This is a genomic window from Corynebacterium nasorum (assembly GCF_030229765.1).
In the GTDB taxonomy this organism is placed as follows: Bacteria; Actinomycetota; Actinomycetes; order Mycobacteriales; family Mycobacteriaceae; genus Corynebacterium; species Corynebacterium kefirresidentii.
In genome coordinates, this window is record NZ_JASPGY010000029.1 from 1 (window position 1) to 285 (window position 285).

A 285-nucleotide genomic window follows, 5' to 3' on the forward strand; every position below is an offset into this window, starting at 1 on the left:
TCGTCTCGTAGATGTTGTTTTGGGTACCTTGAGGAGCCGGTTGGGCTTGCTGTGCAATCGGCTTGGATGGGGGTCTGTTGGCTTTAGGCTGCTGCAGCCTCCTGAGCTGTAGAGATGTCTCGGTAGTGCTCGCCGTTTCGCATCATGGAGAAGAGAGCGTTGAGGCGTCGGCGTGCGAGTGCGACGACTGCGGTGTTGTGTCTTTTGCCTTCTTTGCGTTTTCGTTCATAGAATTGCCGGGAACGCTCGTGGAATCTGATCGATGCAAAAGACGATTGCCATAGG

1 pseudogene is annotated in these 285 nt (G+C 54.4%); it reads right to left on the reverse strand.

Going from position 1 to position 285, the window contains the following annotated elements:
- Positions 1–83: 83 nt before the first annotated feature.
- A pseudogene (locus tag QP904_RS11740) lies at positions 84–285 on the reverse strand (IS110 family transposase); the annotation flags it as partial.